The sequence below is a fragment of the Saccharopolyspora antimicrobica genome (assembly GCF_003635025.1).
GTDB classification, from domain to species: domain Bacteria; phylum Actinomycetota; class Actinomycetes; order Mycobacteriales; family Pseudonocardiaceae; genus Saccharopolyspora; species Saccharopolyspora antimicrobica.
In genome coordinates, this window is record NZ_RBXX01000002.1 from 7986490 (window position 1) to 8003057 (window position 16568).

Below are 16568 nucleotides of genomic sequence, written 5' to 3' on the forward strand. Positions count from 1 at the left end.
AGACTTCCGGCGAGCCCTCGAACGCGCACTGGCCGAGGACTCACCGGGTGGCGTTATTCCACATAGGACACGGTGGTCATCATTCCCGCTTCGCCGTGGTAGATGTTGTGGCAGTGCAGCATCCACTGCCCGGGGTTGTCGGCGACGAAGTCCACCTCGACCGTCTGCATGGGCAGCACGCTCGTCGTGTCCTTGCGCGGCCCGGGCCGCTGACCGCCGACGACCTGGAAGGTGTGGCCGTGCAGGTGCATCGGGTGGAACATCATCGTCTTGTTGACGAACCGCAGCCGCACCCGCTCGCCCTGCTGGACCGGCATCGGCACGTGCTCGTCGAACGCCTTGCCGTTGAGCGTCCACCGGTAGGGCTGGGACATGTCCATGCCGAGCTCGACGGTGTGCGTGCGGTCGGGCTGCCCCGCGGCCAACCGGACCGGCGCCGCCGCTGACAACGCGTCGGCCATCAGGAGCCCGCCGTCCAGCTCGCGAGGCCGGACGTCGGCGGGCGGCGCCGCGCCCGCACCGGTGCGGATCAGCGCCATCGCCTGGCCCTGCTTGCCCTCCGCGGACGCCACCAGCGGGAACACCCCGTCGCCGAGGGTGACGACGACGTCGTAGCGCTCGCCCATGCCGATCAGCAGCGAGTCCGCCTCGACCGGTTCCACCGGGAAGCCGTCGGTGTCGGTCACGGTCATCCGGTGGCCGCCGAGCGCCACCCGGAAGGCCGTGTCCCCCGCGGCGTTGATGAGACGCAACCGCAGTCGCTGCCCGGGCTTGGCGGGCACCGTCTCCGGTGCGGTAGCCAGCCGACCGTTGACCAGGTAGTGCGGGTAGTCCACGTCACCGGCGTCGGCACCCAGCGGAGACGCCCCACCGCCCGCGCTCCCGTGGCCCATGTCACCGTGACCCATCCCGCTCATCCCGCCGTGGTCCATCTTCATGCCGTCCCGGCGCAGCTCCGCCAGCTTCGCGTCGGGACCTGCCGTCACGCCGTCCAGCCAGTCGTCGAGCACGATGACCGCTTCGGCGTCGTAGCGGCCCGGCTCGTCCGGGTCCTCGACGATCAGCGGCGCGTAGAGCCCGCGGTCCAGCTGGACGCCGACGTGCGGGTGGAAGAAGTAGGTTCCCGCGTGCGGCACGGCGAATTCGTAGGTGAACGTGCTGCCGGGCCGCACCGGGTCCTGGGTCAGGCCGGGGACGCCGTCCATGTCGTTGCGCATCGCGATGCCGTGCCAGTGGACGCTGGTGTCCTCCGAGACCTCGTTGCTCAGCCTCGCCCGCAGCACGTCCCCGCGCCGCAGCCGGATCTCCGGCCCGGGCAACCGGTCGTCGAACACCCAGGTCGGCACCTGGACACCGCCGAGATCCACGGTGGCCTGCTTCGCGCGCAGCGGGACGTCGACCACCCGGGCGCCGGCGGCCCGCCGCGTCCGCTCCAGTTCGGCGACCTGCGGTGAACCCGGGCCGACCGGCGAGCTGGCCGCCGACCGGACGCCGCACGCCTGCGCCACGCCCACGGCCGCCAGCCCGGCGCCCAATCCGAGGAATCCTCGCCTGCTCATGCCCGATCGCCGGAAACCCGCCGACATGCGCACCACCCTCCCGGGAGTGTATCTACTACTGTGGATAGTAATTAAGTAGTAGCATACCCACCGGGGGCATCCGCGACGCCGCGTCGGTCACACCCGCAACACCGGGGAACGGGAACCCCCGACAACGCGCCACCTGGCATCGGGCCTCTTGTCCTGGTGACCTCGCAACGGCGAAAGCACCTTGGTGGCAACAGAATGCGCAGTGAGCTGATCTCCGCACCGGAGGTGTCCGCTGATGACGTCCGAGTTCGACCGCTACGAAGACCCGGCATCGCCTCCGTTCGCCGGTGTCCATCCCACGAACGCCACCGCGCGAGCGCTGGGAGACGAACTCTTCTTCAAGCACTCCGCTGTCCGGAAGAAACCGAGAACTGTTCCCTGGCGCGGCTGGTTCGCCAGCATCCGCTCCCACGGTCCCGAAGCACCGTTCTTCGAGCGGCCAGTACAAGCCCGACGACTTCGTCAAGACCGGTCGCACCGCCTGAAGCGGCTGGCGGACAGACGGCATCGGTCTGGCCGCCAGCCGGTTCAGCTCCGGCCTGTCATCCAGCGCTCTCCCCTGCCGGGACCACGTTCCGGCCGGTGAGCACCTCCGGGGCGAGCAGCGCGGCGAGCTGCTCCTCGGTGAGCGCGGTCCGCTCGCGCACCAGGTCGAGCGCCGGGCGGCCGTCGCGGTGCGCTTCCACCGCGATCGCGCACGCCGTCTCGTAGCCGAGTGCCGGGCTCAGCGCCGTCACCAGCGCCGCCGAGCTCGCGACGATCGCCGAGAGGTGCTCCCGGCGGGCCTCGATCCCCGCCACGCACTGCTCGGCCAGCACTCGCAGCCCGGCGGCGAGGTGGCCCATCCCGGCGCTGAGCACCCGGGCGATGACCGGTTCGAACGGGTTGAGCTGGAGCTGGCCGCCCTCGGCCGCGAGGGTCACCGTCACGTCGTTCCCGATGATGTCGAAGGCGATCTGGTTGACCACCTCCGGGATCACCGGGTTCACCTTGCCCGGCATGATCGACGATCCCGCCTGCCGCGCGGGCAGCGCGATCTCACCGAAACCGGCCTGCGGACCGGAGGACAGCAGCCGCAGGTCGTTGCAGATCTTCGAGACCTTCACCGCCGTCCGCTTCAGCACGCCGGACAGCTGCACGAACACCCCGACGTCCTGGGTGGCCTCGACGAGGTCGGTGGCCGAGACCAGCGTGCCGATCCCGGTGATGTCGCGCAGGTGCGCCAGCGCGGCCTCCCGGTAGCCCGGGCGGGCGTTGAGCCCGGTGCCGATGGCTGTACCGCCGAGGTTGAGCTCGTGCAGCAGCAGCCGGACCTCCGAGAGCCGGAGCTCGTCCTCGCCGAGGGTCACCGCGAACGCGCCGAACTCCTGGCCGAGCGTCATCGGAACGGCGTCCTGCAGCTGGGTCCGCCCCATCTTCAGGACGTCGGCGAACTCCGCGGCCTTGGCCTCGAACGCCGCCCGCAGGACGGCCAGCGCGGCCAGCAGCTCGCCGAGGTGCGCGTCCAGGGCCAGCTTGACCGCCGTCGGGTAGACGTCGTTGGTGCTCTGCCCGAGGTTGACGTGGTCGAGCGGGTGCACCACCGCGTAGTCGCCGCGCGGCCGGCCCAGGATCTCCAGGGCCCGGTTGGCGATCACCTCGTTGGCGTTCATGTTCGTCGAGGTGCCCGCCCCGCCCTGGACCAGGTCGACGACGAACTGGTCGTGCAGCCGCCCGGCCCGGATCTCCTCGCACGCCGCGACGATCGCCGAGCCGATCCGCTCCGGCAGCGCCCCGACCTCGGCGTTCGCCGCCGCCGCGGCCTGCTTGACCGCGGCGAGCGCGACGACGAGGTGCGGCCGGGCAGCCAGGGTTTCGCCGCTGATCGGGAAGTTGGCCAGGGCACGTGCGGTGTGCACGCCGTAGTAGGCCTCGGCGGGCACGGTCGCGGTGCCGAGCATGTCGTGCTCGGTCCGCACTTTCGGATCGGACATGGAGATCTCCCGGTCAGGAGCCGTCGTGGGCCCGGTCGACGCCGGTCCAGGCCAGCGCGACCGCTCCGTCGAGCAGGGCGCGTTCGGCCTGCTGGCCGACGCAGTGCGCGGCGAACTCGCGCTGGTGGTTGGTGGCGGGCAGCGACCCGATCCCGATGTAGGGGTGGATGGCGGGCACGACCTGCGAGACGTTGCCCATGTCAGTCGACGCCCGGTTCATCCGCCCCGCCAGCCCGTCCGGGGCGAACTCGCGCCCCAGCTGCAGTGCGTTGGCCCGGTAGGCCGCGAGCGTTCGCTCGTCGGTGCGGAACTCGGCGTAGGGCTTGCTCTCCGCCTCGACCTCCAGCGAAGTTCCGGTCGCCAGCGCGCCCGCTTCGAAGCAGCGCATCACCTTCGGCTCGATCTCGGCCAGCTCGGCCAGGGTCTCCGCGCGCACGTACCACCGGCCCGACGAGGACTCCGGGATCGCGTTCGGCGCCGAACCGGCGGAGGTGACGATCCCGTGCACCCGCGAGCTCGGCGGGAGCTGCTGGCGCAGCAGACCGATGGCGACCTGGGCGACGGTGAACGCGTCCGCGGCGTTCACGCCGTCCTCGGGGTAGGCCGCGGCGTGCGCGGACCGGCCGGTGTAGGAGATCCGGGAGTGGCTGACCGCGAAGGGCCGCGCCTCGGCGACGTCGACCGGCGCCGGGTGGACCATCATGGCCAGGTCGACGTCGCGGAACGCGCCGCGGTCCAGCATCTCGATCTTGCCGCCGCCGCCCTCCTCGGCCGGTGTGCCGTACACCTCGACGGTCAGGCCGAGATCGTCGGCGACCTCGGCCAGCCCGAGCGCGGCACCGACCGACGAGGAGGCGATCAGGTTGTGCCCGCAGGCGTGCCCGAGCCCGGGCAGCGCGTCGTACTCGGCGCACAGCGCGATCCGCAGCGGGCCCGAGCCGTAGCTGGCGAGGAACGCGGTCTCCAGACCCAGGTAGGCCGGGGTCACGGTGAAGCCGCGGCGTTCGAGCAGCTGCGGGACCGCGGCGGCGGCGAAGTGCTCCTCCCAGGCGGTCTCCGGCCGGGCGTGCAGCGTCGTCGACAGCTCCACCAGGTCCTCGGCCGCCCGGTCCACCGCGGCGCGGACCGCGTCCTTCTCGCTCGGCATGCGTTTCCTCCTACAGGTCGCCGGGAACGCCGTACGACGGCGCGGCCGAGGGCTGCAGCCCGCGGCGGACGTAGTCGTCGCGCTGCGGCAGCCAGATCTCCAGTGCTTCGGCCAGGCGGTCGATCGGGTCCTCGGCCCAGTCGACGCGCAGGTCGGTCACCGGCCACTCCACGTCGGCCACGACGGCGAGGCCCGCGGAGTGCACCGGTCCTTCCTCGCCGCCGGCTGCGACCGCCGCCTGCATCGCGATGAGCAGGCGCTCTTCGAGCTCGCCCGTCGCGGATTCGAAGGCGGCGACCATGATCGCCGGGATCTCGGTGCGGCTGAGCAGGTTTCCCGCGGCCACTGAATGCGCACCGACGGCGGCGCCGTGGGTGCCGAGGGTGTGCTCACCGCTGAACCACGCGGTCGGCCCGGTCGGCCCGACCGCGGACAGCTGGCGGTAGGCGAGATCGGTCGCGTCGCCGCCGACTTCCCGCAGGGCGCGCGGAGCGTCGCCGTGCACGGCCAGCCGGTCGAGGATGCGCCCGCCCAGGCGGGGGTCGGTGATGTTCTGCGAGGCGGCGGCGCCGACGTTCGGCCGCAGGTGCAGGCAGCGCGCGGCCACCGCGGGGCTCGAGGAGCTGACGGCCATGCCGAAGCGGCCGTCCTGCCTGGCTGCGATGGAGAAGGTCACTGTCCCGCCTCTCCGCGAATTTCAGTGGTGGTCGCGTCCGGGATCGATCTCGCGTTGTGCGGTTTCTTGTGGCTGGGTTGCATCACGTTCCCCTGAGGTGCGGTTGAGCAGGACTCCGGTTGACAAGGGGTGTCAACGGTTGAGCAGGACTCCGGTTGACACGAAGGGTGTCATCGTTCGTCCTCCGGGATCACGGCGATGGCGTCGATCTCGCACAGCCACTCCGGGCGGGCCAGCGCGGAGACCACGACGCCGGTGGAGATCGGGTGCACGCCCCTGGTCCAGCGGCCGACGGTCCGGTAGACGGTCTCCCGGTAGCGCGGATCGACCAGGTAGATGGTCAGCTTGACCAGGTGCTCCATCCGGCTGCCCGCCTCGCGCAGCAGCATGTCGATGTTGGCCATCGCCTGCTCGGCCTGGGCACCGACGTCACCGATGCCGACCGACTCGCTGGTGTCGAGGTCCTGGCCGATCTGGCCCCGGACGTAGACCGTGTTGCCCGCGACCACGGCCTGGCACAGGTCGTTGTCGAGGTTCTGCTCGGGATAGGTGTCGCGGGTGTTGAAGGGGCGGATGCGGGTGTGCGTCGGCATCAGGCGGCTCCGGTCGTCTCGGTCGGTTCGGTGCGGTAGGAGAGGTAGCTGCGCTGGATCGAGATGTGCTCGGCCACGTACGCGGCGTCGTGCCAGACGCCCCAGATGAAGCTCGACCCGCGCCGCGACAGCCACGGCAGGCCGAGGAAGTAGATCCCCGGTTCCGCGGACACGCCGCGGGAGTGCTGCGGCTTGCCGTCCTCGCCGAAGGCATCGACCTGCAGCCAGTCGTAGTCGGGCCGGAAGCCGGTCGCCCAGATGATCGAGGTGATCCCGGCGTCGGCGAGGTCCAGCTCGGTGATCGGGTCGGTCACGCAGGCCGGGTCGGGGGCGAAGGTGCGGGCCTGCGGTTCCTCGGGCAGGTCGAGCCCGTTGCGCGCGATGTAGTCGTCGGCCTCGTCGAGCATCTTCAGGTAGTTGGCGTCGCCGTTGGCGATGTTCTGGCGCAGATCATCGGCGAAGCGCATCCGGCCGTCGGCGAACGTGCGGGTCATGCCGAGGAGGGTGATGCCGTCGGCGGCGAGCGCCCGGAAGTCCACGGTCCGGCCGCCCTGCGCGCCGCTGACCGCGATCGTGACGTGCTCCGCGCCGCGCGGCGGCGCTGCCGCGTCCCACTTGTTGAGCACGCCGAGCCACCAGCAGAAGTCGCGGCCCCGGTAGCGGCGCGGCGGCCGGTCGTGCGGACCGACCGACAGGTAGACCTGCTTGCCGGAGCGCTGCAGCTCGTCGGCGATCTGGACGCCCGACGACCCCGCGCCGACCACGAGCACCGCGCCTTCGGGCAGCTGCTGCGGGTTGCGGTAGGAGCTGGAGTGCAGCTGGGTCACGTCCGCGTCCTCGGGGACGACGGGCGGGATCACCGGGGTCTGGAACGGTCCGGTCGCGGCCACCACGTACCGGGCGTCGATCACGCCGTCCGAGGTCTCCACGCGGAAGCCGGGGCGTCCGGCGTTCTTCCGCACGCTGCGGACGTCCACGCCGCAGCGGATCGGCGCGCCGATCTTCTCCGCGTAGGCGACGAAGTAGTCCGCGACCTGCTCCTTCGAGGCGAAGCCGTCGGGGTCGACGTCGGCGAACTCCATGCCGGGGAAGCGGTCGTGCCAGGCCGGGCCGTTGGCCACCAGCGAGTCCCAGCGCCCGGTGCGCCAGCGCTCGGCGATGCGGTCGCGCTCCAGCACCAGGTGCGGGATGCCGCGTGCGCCGAGGTGCTCGCTCATGGCCACCCCGGCCTGTCCTGCGCCGACCACGAGGACCTCGGTCTCGTGCTGCGACATGTGAACCTCCGTTCCACTGGTCCCGGCGTTCTCGCTCCGGCGGATCGCCGACGATCCGAGTCTGGGCGAACCCGCTGCAACTGACCAGAACATCTTTTTGAAGAAGTGCATCTAAATGACAGATGCAATGGACCGTGCGGGCGCGCGGCAAGCGCGCGCCCGCGATCGTCAGGAATCGCCCTTGGCGGCGAACGTTGCGGCCGGCTGCTCCGCGGCGTCGATGTCCTGCGCCTGCAGCAGGCTGCTCCCGGCCGTCTCCCGCATGCTCAGCGCGGCGACGAGTCCGATCACCGCGGCGACCATGAGGTAGGGGCCGGGGACCAGCAGGCTGCCGGTGGCCGAGATCAGGACCGTCATCAGGAACGGCACGGTGCCAGCGAAGAGCGCGGCGGTGATGTTGTAGGCGATGGACAACCCGCTCTGCCGCGTGCGGGTCGGGAAGATCTCCGCGGCCCACACGGCGTAGCTGCCGAGGATCGCCGAGAGGATCACCGCCAGCACGAGTCCGGCGACGACGGTGCCGAGCATCCCGGTCTGCATCAGCAGGTAGGCGGGCGTGGCCACGACGAGCAGCGCGGCGGCGGCGCCGACCAGGACGGGCTTGCGGCCGATCCGGTCGGACAACCGGCCGAACACCGGCACCAGCACGAGGCCGAGCAGCGAGATGAAGGTCGACAGCAGCGCGGCGCTCTCGGCGGAGTGGCCCAGGTGATCGGTCTGGTAGGTCACCAGGTAGGTCAGCACCGCGTAGAAGGGCACGTGCATCAGCGTCATGAGCCCGGCGGCCTGCAGCAGCTGCCGCCAGTTGACGCGGAAGAGCTCCCTGACCGGGCTGCGCGACACCGAGTCCGTCGCCTCCAGCACCCGGTACTCCGGGGTGTCCTCGATCTTCGTGCGGATGACGTAGCCGATCACGCCCATCGGCGCGGCGATCAGGAACGGGATCCGCCAGCCCCAGTCGGTGATCTGCTCCGGGGTCAGCGACACCGACAGCAGGTAGAAGGCGAACGATCCGGACAGGAAGCCGAGCAGCGAGCCGACTTCCAGCCAGCTGACGCCGAAACCGCGCCGAGCGCGCGGCGAGTACTCGGCCAGGAAGCTGGCCGCGCTGCCGAACTCGCCGCCTGCCGCGAAGCCCTGCACCAGCCGGATCGCGACGAGCAGGACCGGCGCGGCCATCCCGATCGTCCCGTACCCGGGCAGCAGGCCGATCGCGAGCGTGGCCAGCGACATCACGATGATGACGATGGACAGCGTGCGGCGGCGGCCGATGCGGTCGCCGAGCGGCCCGAACACCAGCGCGCCCAGCGGGCGGATGGCGAAGGACACCGCGAACACGGCGAACACCGACAGCACGCCGGCGACCTCGTTCTCGGCGGGGAAGAACACCGTCGCGATGGTGGTGGCGAGGTAGGCGTAGACGGCCCAGTCGAACCAGTGGACGAAAACGCCGATCGCGCCGGCGGCGACGCTGCGGCGCAGCGTTGCGGGATCGGCCTGGACTGCCGCGTCGAGCGCGGCATCGGCGGCGGAACGTGGTGCGGGTCCGGACATGGGGCCTCCAGCGGTCGTCGCGGGGACGGCGGCAGACAGCGCCCTGCGCCCCTGCCGTGAACAGCACCGATGTCCTCGGCGTGTTGGGAGGGGACGCTATGACCTCAGCAGAGATCACTCAAACAGAGATAACAGGTCCAAGGCATCACCAAAACCGATGCAGCCTCGAAAACGCGGTTCGCGGCCCTACCTGCCCAGCCGCCCGTTCGCCGCGCGAAGCCGTTCGACGACCGTGCGCGCGCTGTCGGTGACCGCACGGGCCCGAGCGGTGCGGCGCACCGACTCCATCCACGCCACCACCACCGACAGCGACGGCACGTCATCGGCGATGGCGCGCGATTCGACGCGCCCGCCGCCGTAAGTGCCGTCCAGCCCCGGACGCTGGTTCAGCAGCGAGAAGCCCAGCCCTTGGGCGACCATCCCGCGAACGGCCTCGACGTTGTGCGACCGGTAGGCGATGCGGGGCGGCGCACCGGCGGCGGCCAGCAGCTCGCGGAAGTACTCGCGGCTGTGCGGCAGGTCGAGCAGCACCATCGGCTCCTCGGCCAGATCGCGCAGCCGGACCTCCGGCAGCGCGGCGAGCCGGTGCCCGGGCGGCAGGATCACGTACGGCGGCGCCTCGGCGATGACCTCCCGCACCACGCCCTGCCCGAGCCCCAGGTCATAGGTGACCGCGACCTCGACCGTGCCGCTGCGCAGCGCGTTGCTCACCGCGGCGGCCTCGAGTTCGAGCACCTCGACGTCGAGCCCGGGATGGACCGAGCTCAGCTCCGCGAGCAGCTCGGGCATCACGAACGGCACGAGCGTCACCATGCACGCGAGCCGGATGTGCCCGCGCACGTCGTCACCACGGCCGCGCGCGGCATCCAGCACCTCGCCGAGGTGCGCGAGCAGCCCGCGAACATCCCGCAGGAACTCCTCCCCCGCCGCGGTCAGCACGAGTCCCCGCGCGTGCTGCCGGATGAACAGCGGCGTGCCGACCTGCTTCTCCAGCTGAGCGACGGCGGTCGACACGGCCGACTGAGCCACCCGGAGCTCCTCGGCGGCCTTGGTCATGCTCAGCAAGGAAGCGGCCTGCACGAAGTACCGCAGCTGCGTGAGAGTCACATCCGGCTGCCTGCTCACCACGACACCGCCTTCGTGGGTCCGATCATCAACGGAACAGTTGCTGATTCCGCGAGGACCATTACATCAGTGTCGGCGCCACCATCCCCTTCGGCCCGAAAGGCGACCAAGGCCCATCACCGAGGACAGCAGAGCCATCACCTGCTACCTGAAAGGCGTTGGCGGGTCGGGGACGCGCCGTAGCGGTCCCGGAAGGCCTGGCGGAGGGTTTCGGTCGTGCCGAAGCCGCAGCGGCGGGCGATGGTGTCCAGCGGCAGGTCGCTGGAGGTCAGCAGGTGGGCCACCGCTTCGGTCCGGGCCGCTCGGACGTAGCGGCCCGGCGTGGTGTCCAGCTGGTTGACGAACAGCCTGCGGAGGTGGCGGACGCTGATGCCCGCGCGGGCGGCCAGCGCCGGGGCCGAGAGATCCGCCGCGAGGTTGCCCGCGATGTAGCCGAGGAGATCCCGCACCACCCGGTCGCCCGGCGGCGTCGCGGCCAGGAACATGCTGATCTGCGCCTGGTCTCCGCGGCGGTGCAGGTAGGTCACCAGGGTCTGGGCGACTTTCCGGGCCAGCGTCGGGCCGTGGTCGTCGGCGATCAGGCTGAGGCTCAGGTCCAGCGCGCTGGTCACCCCGGCCGAGGTGTGCAGGCGACCGTCCGAGATGTACAGCGGCACCGGATCCACCACCACGGCCGGGAACCGGGCCGCGATCTGGGCCGCGTGCTGCCAGTGCGTGGCCACCCGCTTGCCGTTGACCAGGCCTGCGGCGGCGAGCAACGAGACGCCGGTGCAGATCGACACGATTCTCCTGCTGTCCCTGGCGATCCGGCTGATCTGGGCCACGATCCGCGGGTCCTCGCTGGCGGCGATGTGCCCGTGCCCGCCCGCGACGATCAGCGTGTCCACCGGCCCCGCGACCTGCTCCAGCGCTCGCTGCGCGACCAGCGCGATACCGCACGAGCTCCGGATCGTCGCCCCGCGCGAGGTCGCCAGCTCCACGGAATAGGCCGGTGCCGCACCGGCCCGGTTGGCCGAGGCGAAGGCGTCGCCCGGGCAGGCAACGTCCAGCAGCTCGACGTCGGGATAACCGACGATGACGACGCGGCGTTCTGCGGTGCTCATCTGACCAGTTCCTCCCGGAGGGACATGTCGCACAGGATTGCGGACGTCGTTCGACCCCCGGCGGCGGGGTCTCGCGCAGAGTGGGCCGCATGACTGTGGTGGACAAGGGAAGCGAAGCGCCGCCGATCGGCTACCGGTTGCTGGCGACGCTCTACACCGCTCAGTTCCTCGGCACCGCGTTCTTCGCCACCGCGCTCGCGTCCATCCTGCGCGATCGCGGCGTGGGGCTGGAGCAGCTCGGCCTGCTGCAAGTGGTTTCGATGCTCTCGGCGATGCGGGTGCTGTGGGCGCCGCTGGTGGACCGCTTCGGTTCCGCCCGGCGCGGGCACTACCGGTCGTGGCTGCTCGTCCTGCAGCCGGCGCTCGCGCTGGCGCTGCTGAGCCTGCTCGTGCTCGACCCGGTCGCCGACCTCGGGCTCGTGCTGTTCGCCGCGCTCACCACCGGAGTCCTCTCCGCCACCCAGGACATCGCCGTCGACGCGCTCACGGTCCGCTTGCTGCGCCCCGAGCAGCACGGGATCGCCAACGGGATCCAGGTCGCAGGCGGCTACGTCGGCAGCCTCATCGGAGGCGGCGTCTCGCTGCTCGTCTACGACGAGTTCGGCTGGGCCCCGGCCGTGCTCGCACTGGCGGTGCTGAGCGCTTTGCCCGCCGTGCAACTGCTCTGGCTCGCCGAGCCCGCCGAGCAGATCGCGCGGCCGCGCCTGCGGCACCGCTACACCGCGCTGCTCGGCGTGCTGACCGAGCGCTCGAAGGCGCGCTGGACGCTGGTGGTGCAGCCGTGCTTCTTCGCCGGGATCTTCGCCGCCTACGCGCTGGTCGCTCCGATGCTGGTGGACGCGGGCTGGTCGCTGTCCAGCATCGGACTGGTCGTCAACCTGCTCGGCGACACCTTGGCGATGCTCGGAGCGGTGCTCGCCGGCACCCTGGTGGCGCGGCTCGGCACTCGTGCGTGCTTGATCCTGCTGGGGCTCGTCATGCTCGGCACCGTGCTGGCGCTGCTGCCGCTGGCTTCCGGTTCTGCCCCACCGGTGGCGACGGGCGCGGCCATCCTGCTGTTCAAGATCGCCTACGCGGCATCGGCGACGGTGATCGCGACGGTGACGATGCGGCTGTCCAGACCAGCCACCGCGGGCGCGGACTACAGCGCCATGTCCAGCGTCGGCTCGGTGATCGCCTTCGGCGCGGGCACCGCCGCGCTGGCGCTCGCGGGTGCCGTCGGTTATCCGGTCGCGATGGCCGCGGCCGCCGCACTCGTCGGTGCCGGCGTGCTGGCCGTCCGGTTGCTGCCCGTGCGGGAAGGGGCTGTCACACCCGCGGCCGCTGCTCCGTCCGATGAGTGAACACGAGCGGCGGTGGGCACCGCCTGCACGCCGCACCGACCGATGAGGATGTGCCGATGTCAGAGGTCCTGGAGGAATTCGTACCGCAGCCGCTGGGCGCCGAGCGCCACGAGCTGCACATCCGGCAGAGCCCGGAAGCCGTGTGGAACGCGCTGAACACCTTCTCACCCGGTGACCTCCCCGTGGTTCGGCTGCTGATGGGAATCCGGTCGCTGCCGGCCGCGGAATCGGCGGCCAACGGCTCGTCGAGCATGATCGCGACGATGCTCGACCGGGGCTGGTTCGAGCTGGCCACCGTGCCGCAGCGCTACGTCGTGCTCGGCTCGATCAGCCAGTTCTGGCGGCTGCGGCCCGGGGACTTCCGCCGCACCTGCCCGGCCGAGCAGTTCCGCGACCACGACGAGCCGGGCTTCGCCAAGTCCGCGTCGGTGTTCGAGCTCATCCCGATCGGCGGCGGCACCCTGCTGCGCACCGAGACCCGGATCACCGCCGGTTCCGCGACCGCCCGCCGGAAGATGCTGTCCTACTGGCGGTTCATCCGGCCGTTCAGCGGGCTGATCCGGCGGGTCATGCTGCGCGCCGTGGCCCGCAAGGCCGCCGCTGCGTGAGCCACCGGGGCATCCCGGCCGCGGCCGGGATGCCCCGGTGGCTCAGGCCAGTCCGAGACCGCTGCGCAGATCCGGGAACCGCGGTTTCCAGCCGAGTTCGCGGGTCGCCTTCTCGTGGGAGACCCGCAGCGTCGTGTCGATCATCTGGCAACCGAGGTAGGGCACCATGCGCCGGAACGCCCAGGCGGGCAACGAGATCGGCCGCGGCGTGCCGTGCGCCTCGGCCACGGTGCCGATGAAGTCCCGCCACCCGATGGGCGCGTCGTCCACGATGTTGTAGGCGTTGCCCGGCTCGCCGTGCTCCATCGCCGCGACCGCCGCCTCCGCGGCGTCCTGCACGTGGATCAGGCAGGTGCCGCCGGTCTTGCCCCTCGGCAGCAGCGGAACCCGCTTGCGGAGCAGGTCGGCGAACATGTCGCTGAACGCCTCCGGGCCGTAGAAGAGCCCGTAGCGCAAGGCGATTCCCTCGATGCCCTCGGCGTTGAACGTCTGCTGCTCGGTGGCCACGCTGGTCTCCACCACGGGATCGCCCGCGTTGCCGAACATCCGGCCGAACTCGTCGGCCTCGGTGAGCACCCGGTCGCTGAAGTCGTGGTAGCCGTAGCCGGTGATCAGCGACTGGGTGACGAACCGCCGGGCACCGACCACCCGCGCCGCGGCCAGCAGGTGCTCGGTTCCCGGGCCGCGCAGCGCCTTCGTCGGATCGTCCTCGCGGATCCGCAGCCCGGCGTTGCGCATGGCCGTGGCCTGGTGCATCACCACGTCCAGCCGCATGCCCTCCACGGCGCGCAGCAGCCCTTCTCGGTCCATCACGTCCGCGACCACCGGGACGGCACCGCGCTGGCGCACCACGCCGCGGTTGGCCGGGTTCCGGATGATCGCGGTGACCTCGTGCCCGGCATCGGCGAGCGCGGTTAGCAGCGGTTTCCCGATGGCACCGGTGGCACCGGCGAGCAGAACCTTCATGTCGTGCTTCTCCTTCAGACGTTCCGCGCGGTCTCGCGTGCGCGCACCGCTTTCAGCTGCCTTCGGTGCGCCACGAGTCCGGCCAGCGCGAGCAGCGAGACGAGCCCGAGCTGCCACCAGGTGTCCGGGCTGCCACCGAGTTCGAGGTCGGTGGCGTGGTTGATCGCGTGCAGCGTGTTGGTGACGATGAAGCCGCCCAGCGCGATCGACAGCACGTCGCGCCACACCAGGGCCGACAGCATCATCAGGCCGATGCCGATCTGGAAGACCCCGGCGTCATGCAGGAAGTGCGTGTGGTTGGGGAATTGCGCGAACTCCGCGAAGCTCGGCGGGTCGATCCGCATCCACATCCCGAAGACCAGCATGGTCAGCGCGCTCACCACGGTGGCCGAGCGGACGAGCAGCTTGGCGGACCGGCTGTGACCGTCCATCATGTCCTGCTTCCCTTCCCGAGGGTGTGTTCGCCGATAGGACGAACCGGCGGCCGGACCTGTGACAGCGCGACCCGCTCAGCGGTGACGCGCATCGCAGGTTTTCGGACACGGCGACACCTGGAACCCGGCGCGCGCAGCACGATGAGCGCATGGCTGATGAGAAGACGATCGCGTTCGTGCTCTACCCCGGCTGCACGATCCTCGATCTGGTGGGGCCGCTGCAGGTCCTGTCCATGTTCTCCGCGATGCGCCCGGAGTTCCGCGTCACCGTGGTCGCCGAAGAGCTGGCGATCTGCGACACCGACACCCCGTTGCACGTGCGCGCCGACCGCACCTTCGCCGACGTGCCCGCACCGGACGTCGTGGTGGTGCCGGGCGGTGGCACGCCGACGCTGCGCGCCGCGATCCACGAGCCCCTGCTCGCCTATCTGCGCGGCGTCGCACCTGGTGCCGACCTGGTGGCGTCGGTGTGCACCGGCTCGCTGATCCTGGGCGCCGCAGGGCTGCTGGAAGGACGGCGGGCCACCACGCACTGGGCGGTGCTCGACGTGCTGGCCGAGTTCGGCGCCACCCCGGTCGGCGAGCGCTGGGTGCAGGACGGGCCGGTGCTCACCGCTGCCGGTGTTTCGGCGGGCATCGACATGGCGCTGCACCTGGTCGAGGAGCTCGCCGGGGCGGAGGTGGCGCGGACCGTGCAGTTCGGCATCGAGTACGACCCGGAACCGCCGCACGGCGGGCTGGAGTGGTCCGAGGCGCCGAGGGCGTTGTACGCGACTGTCGCCGAGCAGTGGCTGCAGGAGGGCCTCGGAACGCACCCGCTCGCCGAACGCCTCGCGGCGCGGCTGAACGGATCAGCCGGCTGAGACCAGCACGATGGCGATCCCGGTGTAGACCACCATGAGCGTGACCATCGGGTACTGCCCGGAGCGCAGGTCGTCCGCGCGCACCACGCGCAACGCGCGGTCGTGCGCGGACACCACGCCGACCACGTGCCCGAGCACGATCGCGCCGACCTGCACCGCCGAGATCACCGCCGGTCCCGGCACCGCGTAGTCGACCGAGGCGCCGCTGATGCCGAGCAGGTCCCAGCCCCGGCCGAACGGGTCGGTGGCCAGCAGCCAGCCCAGCTGCCCCTCGAAGACGGCGAACGAGAAGTAGTGCGCGACGCCGTACCCGACCATGATCGGCACCATCGGGAAGGTGAACTCGTCATCCACAGTGGACACGCCTGGGCGCAGGTACGCGCCGGTCATCCTGATCGCCTCGCGGTAGGCCCGGAAGTTCAGGACGAGCAGTACCGCCAGCGCCGCGGTGGCGAGCACCGAGGTGACCGGCTGCCGGAGCAGGCCGGTGAGATCGGTCCACAGCGGCAGCCCGCTGAAACCGTCGAACATCGCCCCGCCCAGCACCGCCAGCACCAGCGCGGTGTGGCCGGGCCCGGCGCGGCCGCTGCGCAGTCCGGCCAGCGGATTCCGCAGCACCAACCGCCCGTCGGAGCCGCGGCCGAACGGCGACATCGCGGCGATCAACCCGGAGTACATCTCGAAGGCGTCCGCCTGCGCGAACCACCGCGGCCCGAACAGCGCGCCGCCGATCGCGTGCACCACGGTGTAGATCGTCACGAAAAGCGCGACAGCGCGCGGTGAATCCGGGTGCGCGGAGGCCAGTTCAAGCCAGAGGAACGCGATCATCCCAGCGACCGCCACCGCGTTGCCGGCACCATCGGAGCGCAACTCGCGCCGCACGCCGCGCGGCAGGCAGCGGCGGACGATCGCGGCCAGCGGGCGCATCGGGTTCACCAGCCGCCAGAACGGCCCGAAGATCAGCGAGGCGGGGATCAGGCCGACCCAGAACCACACGTAGAACCAGACCGGCGCCGGGTTGTGCGAATCGTCGGCGCCGAACCACGCCACCGCCAGCAGCACGCCGAAGGCGATCAGGCCTGCGATCCTCAGCAACGCGCGAGTGATCCGAGCGTCCGCCAGTCCCGCCAGCGGAAGCGGCACTTCGCGCCCGGCGCGCGGCTTCGGCTTCAGCGCGGAGACCGCGAAGAAGGCGATCAGCACCGCTGCGGCTCCGGCGTAGAGCGCCAGCCAGAGCGGCACCGGCAAGTCCGATCGCTCGCCGAGCCCGTGCGCCAAGTTCATAGCCGTCCCTCTCCCGTCGCCTGCCGAAGAACAGAC

General features: G+C 71.2%; 15 protein-coding genes. 3 read left to right on the top strand and 12 right to left on the bottom strand.

All coding sequences use genetic code 11. From position 1 onward, the window contains the following. Positions 1 to 53: 53 nt before the first annotated feature. The 9 genes from ATL45_RS37645 to ATL45_RS37685 form a co-directional block, all read right to left on the bottom strand. On the bottom strand, positions 54 to 1559 hold the full coding sequence (locus ATL45_RS37645; protein WP_246025765.1) for a multicopper oxidase family protein: 1506 nt from the start codon (positions 1557 to 1559) through the stop codon (positions 54 to 56). A 572-nt stretch (positions 1560 to 2131) separates the two neighbouring features. Beyond that, entirely contained in the window at positions 2132 to 3562 is a 1431-nt protein-coding gene (locus tag ATL45_RS37650; protein ID WP_093146205.1) for an aspartate ammonia-lyase, read from the bottom strand. Between the two features lie 13 nt (positions 3563 to 3575). Beyond that, on the bottom strand, positions 3576 to 4709 hold the full coding sequence (locus ATL45_RS37655) for a M20 family metallopeptidase (protein ID WP_093146206.1): 1134 nt from the start codon (positions 4707 to 4709) through the stop codon (positions 3576 to 3578). A gap of 10 nt (positions 4710 to 4719) precedes the next feature. Beyond that, positions 4720 to 5385, bottom strand: coding sequence for a DUF1028 domain-containing protein (locus ATL45_RS37660; RefSeq protein WP_093146207.1), 666 nt, complete (start codon positions 5383 to 5385; stop codon positions 4720 to 4722). Between the two features lie 170 nt (positions 5386 to 5555). Then, a complete protein-coding gene (locus ATL45_RS37665) occupies positions 5556 to 5978 on the bottom strand; it encodes a RidA family protein (protein WP_093146208.1) in 423 nt (140 codons plus the stop codon). Next, on the bottom strand, positions 5978 to 7252 hold the full coding sequence (locus tag ATL45_RS37670; RefSeq protein ID WP_093146209.1) for a flavin-containing monooxygenase: 1275 nt from the start codon (positions 7250 to 7252) through the stop codon (positions 5978 to 5980). The genes ATL45_RS37665 and ATL45_RS37670 overlap by 1 nt, the downstream gene beginning before the upstream one ends. Positions 7253 to 7420: 168 nt before the next feature. Continuing rightward, entirely contained in the window at positions 7421 to 8806 is a 1386-nt protein-coding gene (locus ATL45_RS37675) for an MFS transporter (protein ID WP_093146210.1), read from the bottom strand. 186 nt (positions 8807 to 8992) lie between these two features. Beyond that, on the bottom strand, positions 8993 to 9931 hold the full coding sequence (locus tag ATL45_RS37680; RefSeq protein ID WP_093147300.1) for a LysR family transcriptional regulator: 939 nt from the start codon (positions 9929 to 9931) through the stop codon (positions 8993 to 8995). 137 nt (positions 9932 to 10068) lie between these two features. After that, on the bottom strand, positions 10069 to 11034 hold the full coding sequence (locus ATL45_RS37685; protein ID WP_093146211.1) for a GlxA family transcriptional regulator: 966 nt from the start codon (positions 11032 to 11034) through the stop codon (positions 10069 to 10071). A gap of 89 nt (positions 11035 to 11123) precedes the next feature. Here ATL45_RS37685 and ATL45_RS37690 point away from each other — a divergent pair, with 89 nt between their 5' ends. Further along, the gene (locus tag ATL45_RS37690) at positions 11124 to 12377 is read left to right on the top strand and encodes an MFS transporter (RefSeq protein WP_093146212.1); all 1254 of its coding nucleotides are present in this window, start codon (positions 11124 to 11126) and stop codon (positions 12375 to 12377) included. Positions 12378 to 12433: 56 nt separating this feature from the next. Then, entirely contained in the window at positions 12434 to 12985 is a 552-nt protein-coding gene (locus tag ATL45_RS37695; RefSeq protein WP_143121535.1) for a hypothetical protein, read from the top strand. Positions 12986 to 13027: 42 nt separating this feature from the next. On the opposite strand, the gene ATL45_RS37700 is transcribed toward ATL45_RS37695, so the two are convergent. Beyond that, positions 13028 to 13951 carry an NAD-dependent epimerase/dehydratase family protein gene (locus ATL45_RS37700; protein WP_093146214.1) on the bottom strand — a complete coding sequence of 308 codons (924 nt, stop codon included), beginning with the start codon at positions 13949 to 13951 and terminating at the stop codon, positions 13028 to 13030. A 14-nt stretch (positions 13952 to 13965) separates the two neighbouring features. After that, the gene (locus ATL45_RS37705) at positions 13966 to 14385 is read right to left on the bottom strand and encodes a hypothetical protein (protein WP_246025766.1); all 420 of its coding nucleotides are present in this window, start codon (positions 14383 to 14385) and stop codon (positions 13966 to 13968) included. Positions 14386 to 14534: 149 nt separating this feature from the next. Here ATL45_RS37705 and ATL45_RS37710 point away from each other — a divergent pair, with 149 nt between their 5' ends. After that, a complete protein-coding gene (locus tag ATL45_RS37710) occupies positions 14535 to 15248 on the top strand; it encodes a DJ-1/PfpI family protein (RefSeq protein ID WP_093146215.1) in 714 nt (237 codons plus the stop codon). Here the strand turns inward: ATL45_RS37710 and ATL45_RS37715 are convergent. Beyond that, positions 15237 to 16532 (bottom strand): hypothetical protein, encoded by a 1296-nt coding sequence (locus tag ATL45_RS37715; protein WP_093146216.1) that lies wholly within the window; start codon positions 16530 to 16532, stop codon positions 15237 to 15239. The two genes, ATL45_RS37710 and ATL45_RS37715, sit on opposite strands and share 12 nt — an antisense overlap. Positions 16533 to 16568 lie beyond the last annotated feature (36 nt).